Origin of the sequence: Burkholderia sp. Cy-637 (assembly GCF_011753175.1) — a bacterium.
Taxonomy (GTDB): Bacteria; Pseudomonadota; Gammaproteobacteria; order Burkholderiales; family Burkholderiaceae; genus Burkholderia; species Burkholderia gladioli.
Genome location: NZ_VWWC01000261.1, coordinates 1 through 6,381, shown reverse-complemented (window position 1 = coordinate 6,381; position 6,381 = coordinate 1). Strand labels below are relative to the sequence as shown.

General features: G+C 71.7%; 6 protein-coding genes. 2 read left to right on the top strand and 4 right to left on the bottom strand.

Going from position 1 to position 6,381, the window contains the following annotated elements; all coding sequences use genetic code 11:
- Positions 1–195 (top strand): DUF971 domain-containing protein (locus F3J10_RS33715; RefSeq protein ID WP_167243887.1); only part of this gene is annotated, 195 nt, incomplete at its 5' end.
- A gap of 28 nt (positions 196–223) precedes the next feature.
- On the opposite strand, the gene F3J10_RS33710 is transcribed toward F3J10_RS33715, so the two are convergent.
- Positions 224–1,411: a serine hydrolase gene (locus F3J10_RS33710; RefSeq protein ID WP_345791251.1), complete on the bottom strand. Its 1,188-nt coding sequence runs from the start codon at positions 1,409–1,411 to the stop codon at positions 224–226.
- A 392-nt stretch (positions 1,412–1,803) separates the two neighbouring features.
- Between F3J10_RS33710 and F3J10_RS33705 the strand changes: the two genes are divergently transcribed.
- The gene (locus F3J10_RS33705) at positions 1,804–2,988 is read left to right on the top strand and encodes a porin (protein ID WP_025099150.1); all 1,185 of its coding nucleotides are present in this window, start codon (positions 1,804–1,806) and stop codon (positions 2,986–2,988) included.
- A gap of 84 nt (positions 2,989–3,072) precedes the next feature.
- Here F3J10_RS33705 and F3J10_RS33700 read toward each other — a convergent pair whose 3' ends face one another.
- From F3J10_RS33700 to F3J10_RS33690, 3 genes are all read right to left on the bottom strand, one after another.
- Entirely contained in the window at positions 3,073–4,140 is a 1,068-nt protein-coding gene (locus F3J10_RS33700) for a substrate-binding domain-containing protein (RefSeq protein WP_167243885.1), read from the bottom strand.
- 50 nt (positions 4,141–4,190) lie between these two features.
- Positions 4,191–5,231, bottom strand: a complete 1,041-nt coding sequence (locus F3J10_RS33695) for an ABC transporter permease (RefSeq protein ID WP_167243889.1) — start codon at positions 5,229–5,231, stop codon at positions 4,191–4,193.
- 5 nt (positions 5,232–5,236) lie between these two features.
- The coding region (locus tag F3J10_RS33690) for an ATP-binding cassette domain-containing protein (protein ID WP_240155789.1) at positions 5,237–6,381 on the bottom strand (1,145 nt) is incomplete at its 5' end.

The following is a 6,381-nucleotide window of genomic DNA, read 5'->3' as shown; positions in this document are numbered from 1 at the left end:
GAGGCCTGCCCGTGCGCCGGCTGCCGCGCCGCCCGGCTGGCCGGCACGCCGCCGAAGGCGGCGCCGGCGCTCAGGCTGACAGCCATCGAGCCGATCGGCTACGGCGTGCAACTGGTGTTCGACGACGGCCACGATCGCGGCATCTTCCCCTGGCCCTACCTGGCGGCGCTGGCCGCCGAGGCCGCGACGGCCTGAACCCGCCGCCGCCGTGCCCGGGCCACCGCTACACCATCGGCGCGCCGATCCCGGCGGCATCGTGGATCAGCCCCATCAGCCGGCCCATCGCCGGCGCGCTCACGCGGCTGCGGCCCGCCACGGTCTGGTGCACCACCACCATGTCGTTGAGCGGATCGACGATCAGGTATTGCCCGCCATGCCCCTCGGCCCAGAACGCGCCGGGCGGCAGCTTCAGCCCGGCCGCGCCGCTGTCGGGCAGGCCGGCCCACCACAACCAGGCATATTCGGCATCGCCGCCGCGCGTGGGCGAGACGCCGGTGGTGCTCTCGGCCACCCAGGCCGCTGGCACGATCGCGCGCTGCCGCCACTGGCCGCGGCGCAGGTAGAGCAGGCCGAAGCGCGCCAGGTCGCGCGCGCTCATGTGCAGCGGATAGGCCGGGTGGATCGAATCGGCGCCGCGCACGTAGCGGCCGTCGCGCGCCCGGTAGTCCTGCATGCCGATCGGCGCGGCGATGCGCTGCGCGAAGCTGTCGAAGATCGAGGCGCCCACCGCGTGCTCGTAGATCGTGCCGAGCACGTTGAAATCCCAGTTGTTGTAGTACCAGAAGCTGCCCGGCGCATGGCTGCCGCGCGCCGGCCGCAGGCGCTTCTCGCCCGCCGTCTCGTAGAGCGCCGGGTGGTAGACGCCCGAGCGCGCCTGCAGCAGCTCGCGCACGGTGGCCTGCTTCTCGGCCTGGCTCAGGGCCGGCGGGCGGTCGTCGATGCCGAGGCTGCCCAGGGTGGCGTCCAGGTCGATCTTGCCCTCGGCCACGGCGATCCCGATCAGCGCGCTGAGCAGGCTCTTGCGCACCGAGTTGATCTCGCGGCGCGCCGCGATCTCGCCGAAGCTGTCGACCACGCGGCCGTGCTGGACGATCAGCAGCGAGGCGGTGCCGATCGAGGCCGCGTAGGCATGGACGTCGTCGAGATCGTCGGGCGACCAGCCCAGCTTGTCGGGATCGATGCGCTCCCATTCGGCGCCGGGCCAGACGGGCGGATCGGCCAGGTCGGCCAGGCTCGGCGCGCTGGCCTGGCTCGCCGGCGCGGCCGCTGAAGCGGCAGGCGCGGCTGGCGGCGAAGCGGCGGAAGCCTCCGCGGCATCGCCGGCGACGGGTGCCGCGGCCAGCGCCAGCGGCGGCGCGCCGGCCAGCCCGGCGGCCGTCAGGGCCAGGAACTGCCTTCGGCTGATCTTCACGTCGGTCTCCTCGGCAAGCATGGGTGCGCCCCGGCGGGCAGCGCCGGGATCATGGTTGTTTACACGTAGCGGGCGGCAGGAATCCGTCGCCGTGGCCGCGGCTTCGACTGTCGCACAAAAACGTCAGCATACGACAGCGCGATCCATCGAGTTTTCCTAAGGATTTCCACGGCGATGCGCAAGGACGCGCCGCGCTGTCACAAAAGTTGCACGCGCACCCGCTTTCGTCAGCATTCCGACAGAATCGGCGGCCCCGCATCCGCGCGGGAGCCCACCTGAGCGAAACCATCCAATCGTGCTTTCGATTCCTCGCATGCTCGTTTCGCGGGGCCGCCCGCCTTCCCTAGCATCGATTCGCTTTCCACTCGCGATCACGACAAAAAAGGAATCGTATGCTGAAGAAATCCCTTGCGCTCGGCCTCGTCTCGGCCGGCTCGCTCACCGCCCACGCGCAAAGCTCGGTCACGCTCTATGGCCTGGTGGATGCCGGCCTGGCCTATACCAACAACCAGAAAGGCGCCTCGAACGTCCAGCAGACCAGCGGCAAGCTCTCGGGCAGCCGCTGGGGCCTGAAGGGCGCGGAGGACCTGGGCGGCGGGCTGTCGGCGGTGTTTACCGTGGAGAGCGGCTTTCGCACCAACGACGGCACGCTCGGCCAGGGCGGCCGGATCTTCGGGCGCCAGGCCTTCGTCGGCCTGGGCAAGAAAGGCGTGGGCACCCTCAGCTTCGGCCGGCAGTACGAGCCGTTGTCGGACCTGGTGGCGCAGTACGCTGGGCCCGGCTTCTGGTCGCCGGCCACCCACGTGGGCGACAACGACAACCTGAACCAGACCTTCCGCATCAACAACGCCGTGAAGTTCCGCAGCGACAGCATCGCCGGCTTCACGGTGGACGGACTCTATGCCTTCAGCAACCAGGCCAATGGCGGCGCCGGCACCGGCTTCGGCAATAATCGGGCCTGGGGGATCGCGGCGAACTACGCGAACGGCCCGCTTTCGCTGGGCGGCGGCTACCTGGTGCTGAACCACCCCAACGCGGGCAGCAATACCGGCGGCGCGATCGGCGGCGCCGGCACCAGCGCCGGCGACGACTACAGCGGCGCCTTCTTCTACGGCCTGAACGGCGGCGTGCTCAAGCAGCAGATCGCGGTGGCCGGCGCGAACTACAGCTTCGGCCGGGCGATCCTCGGTTTCGCCTGGAGCCACACGCAGCTCGACTACCTGGACGGCTCCTCGCGCAAGCTCAACAACTACGACCTGAACGCGCGCTACCTGATCACGCCCACCACCACCCTGATCGGCGTCTATGCCTTCACCGACGGCCGCGCCAGCAGCCTGCCCGGCGCCGGCGGCGGCACGCTCAAGCCGCGCTGGCACCAGTTCACGCTCGGCATCGACTATGCGTTGTCCAAGCGCACCGAGCTGTATCTGTCGGGGGTCTACCAGCTCGCGGCCGGCGATGCGAGCAGCGCCACCGCGGGCGGCTACCGCTCGATCGCGGCGATCGCCGACGCGGGCACGGCTTCCTCGAACAACCGCCAGGTGGCGGCCTTCGGCGGCGTGCGCGTGAAGTTCTGACGGGATCGGGCAAGAGGGCGGCTTGCTCCGGCAGGCCACTGACCTGCCCGGCGCCGCCGCGGCCAGGCAGCGCCTGGCTTGCCCTTACTCGCCCGCGTCCGGGATCCAGGCGGCGCGCGCCACGTCGGCGCGGCGGAAGGCCGGGAATTTCGCGCTCAGTTCGGCGATGTTGTGGATATCGAACTTGCGCAGGTCGTCGCGCGTGATCAGGGTCGGCTTGATGCCGATCCGGTGCCCCGGGTCCTGCCCGGCCACCAGCAAGGCCGCGGCACGCACCGAGACGGCGCCCACCACTGCCGGGTTGGTGGCCGCCGTGGCCACCCAGGGGCTGTCGGGCGCGCGGATCGCCTGGATGTCGGCGGTCGAGATATCGGCGCTGTAGATGCGCAGCTTCGACGCGATGCCGTTTTCCTCGGCGGCCAGCTTGGCGCCGCGCGCGAATTCGTCGTACGGCGCGAACACCACGCGCACGCCCGGATGGGCGCGGAACGCGGCGGCCGCCTGGTTGGCCACCGATTGCGCGATCGGGTTGTCGACGCTGCCGAAGCGCGCCACCTCCTTCACGCCGGGGTTCGCCGCCTTGAAGGCCTGCCAGACCGCGTCGCGGCGATCGAGCGGCGCGAAGCCGGCCACGTAGACATAGGCCGCATCGAAGCTCCGGCCATTGTCCTTCACCGCCTGGTCCAGCAGCAGCGTGGCGAGATCGTGGTCGCTCTGCTCGATCTGGGGCACCTTGGGATTGGCCAGGTCGACGTCGAAGGCCACCACCTTGATGCCCTTGTCGAGCGCGCGCTGCACGATGTCCTTCAGCGATTCGGGCAGCCCGTGATTGACGATGATGGCGGCCACGCCCAGGTCGATCGCCTGCTGGATCTGGTCGCGCTGCTGGGCCGCGTCCTGGCGGCCCGCGTAGATGCGCAGGTCGACGCCGAGCGCCTTGGCCTGCTTCTGCGCGCCGGCCTCGTAGGCCTGGAAGAAATCCCCGGCGGACAGGTAGTTGACGAGCGCGATGCGCACGCCGGCCTGGTTGAACGGCGCCGGCGCGCCGGCCAGGCCCGGTTCGGCGAAAACCGGCGCGCTGCAGGCGAGCGCGAAGGCGAAGGCGGCGCACCGCGGCGCGAGCCGGAGCTTGCGGACGAGCTGGTCGATCATGGGCGGGATATCGGAAAGAGGGTTGAGGAAGGACAGCCGCCGGCGCGTGCCTAGCGCGTGCGCCGGGCGCCGATCCCGAAGGTGAAGGCCAGCGCGCCGACCAGCAGCGCGCCCTTGATGAAGTCCTGCATGTAATACGGCGCATTGAGCATGGTCAGGCCGTTGAGCAGCACGTCGACGAAGATCGCGCCGGTCACCGCGCCGATCACGTTGGGCCGCTTGAGGCCCCACACCGCGTAGCCGATCAGCGCGGCGGCCACCGCGTCGAGCAGCAGCGAATGGCCGGCGCCGACGTCGCCGCGCCCCACTCGCGCGGCGATCAGCGCGCCGCCGAGCGAGGCGATGCAGGCCGAGGCGACATAGGCCGCCACGCGGTAGCGCGCGGTGGGCGCGCCGGCCAGCCGCGCGGCCGTCTCGTTGCCGCCGGTGGCATAGAGCACGCGTCCCCAGCGGCTGAACTCGGTCAGCAGCACGGCCAGGATCGTCACCGCCAGCAGGATCAGCACCGGCAGCGGCACGATATCGAGCCAGCGCAGCCGCCCCAGCGCCAGGAAGGCGGCCGGGAATTCGCCGCTGGCCTCGCTGCCGTCGGGCAGGATGGTGCCGGTGGCCAGCGACCGGCCGCCGGTCGGGATCAGTTGCAGCCCGGCCAGCAGGAACAAGGTGCCGAGCGTGGCGAGCTGGTCGGGCACCTTGAGCCGCGTGATCAGCAGGCCGTTGAGCAGGCCGGTGGCGATGCCGAGCAGCAGGCAGGCGCCCAGCGCGGCCCAGGCGCCGCCGTGCCAGACCACCAGCACGTAGCTGGCCGCCATCTGCGCGGTGGCGGCGGTGCTGCCCACCGACAGGTCGAAGCCGCCCACCGCCAGCGTGATGGTCACGCCGATCGCCAGCAGCGCGACGATCGAGGCGGCCTGCAGGATGCTGAACAGGTTGTCCACGCCGATGAAGGCCGGTTCGCGCCAGGCGAAGCCGGCCACCAGCGCCAGAAGGAGCGCGACCAGCCCGCCGCGTTCGAGCCACTCGGCGGCGCGCCGCGCGCGAGGCGGCGTGCCGCCGGCGGCGGCGAGCTTGGCGGCGCCCGGCTCGGCCATGCTCTTCATGCTGCGCTCTCCCTCAAGACAGTCTCCCTCAAGACATCGTGGCTGCGGCCGATCCGCAGCCGGTCGAATTCCAACACCCGGTCGGCGACCTCGAAGGCCTCCTCGGGATCGCTGACGAATACCAGGGTGGCGTGCCCGCTCGCGCCGCGCCGCAGGATCTCGACGATCTCGGCGCGCGCGCCGACGTCGACACCCTGGAACGGCTCGTCGAGCAACAGCAGCCGCGCCGGCTCGACGAAGCCGCGCGCCAACGCCACCTTCTGCTGGTTGCCGCCCGACAGGCGCGCCACGCGATCGTGCGGCCCCTGGCAGCGGATCGACATGGCGGCGATCAGTTCGGTCGCGCGAGCCCGTTCGTGGCCGCGATCGACGCGGCCGCGACGGAACCAGCGCGCCAGGAACGGGAAGCCGATCGTGCCGGCGACCGAGGCAAAGGGCACCGAATCGGGGAACAGCGAGCTGGTCCAGCGGTCCTCGCCGAGCATGAACACGCCGGCGGCGATCGACGCGGCCGGGCCGCGCGGGAGCCAGGGCCGGCCGTCGAGCGAGATCGCGCCCGAGGCGGGCGGCTCGACGCCGTACAGCGTGCGCGCCAGGCGCGATTTGCCGCCGCCGACGGGGCCCGTCAAGGCAACGATCTCGCCGCGCGCGGCATCGAGATCGAGCGGCGGCGCATCGGCGAACAGCTTCAGGCCGCGGATCGAGAGCCCTTCCCGCAGCGCGGGCATCGGCGCCGCCGCGGCCTCGGTCGAGCCGGTGACGCTCGCCGTCGAGCGCGGCCGATGGCGCGGCAGGGGCCGGCCGATCATCGCCTCGGTGGCCGCGTCGTAGTCGAACGGCGCCTCCACGCGCGCCACCACGCGGCCATCGCGCAGCACCACGGCGCGATCGGCCATGCGGCGCAGGTCGCCGGGACGATGCGAGACCAGCAGGATCGCCACGCCCTGCTCGCGCAGCCGGTCCAGCGCCGCGAACAGGCGCACGGCCTCCTCGGCCGACAGGCTGGCGGTGGGTTCGTCGAGCAACAGGGTGGGCGCGTCGAGGGCGGGCAGCTTGTCGGCGAGCGCGGCCTGGGTGAGCAGGGCGACGGGTGCGCTGTCGCGCAGCATGTGCTCGATACGGGCGGCCGGGTAGGCGGGAT

Excerpts from the sequence above, each read along its gene's own strand:
- F3J10_RS33705 (WP_025099150.1), top strand. The coding sequence starts at position 1,804 with ATGCTGAAGAAATCCCTTGCGCTCGGCCTCGTCTCGGCCGGCTCGCTC.
- F3J10_RS33700 (WP_167243885.1), bottom strand. The coding sequence starts at position 4,140 with ATGATCGACCAGCTCGTCCGCAAGCTCCGGCTCGCGCCGCGGTGCGCC.
- F3J10_RS33695 (WP_167243889.1), bottom strand. The coding sequence starts at position 5,231 with ATGGCCGAGCCGGGCGCCGCCAAGCTCGCCGCCGCCGGCGGCACGCCG.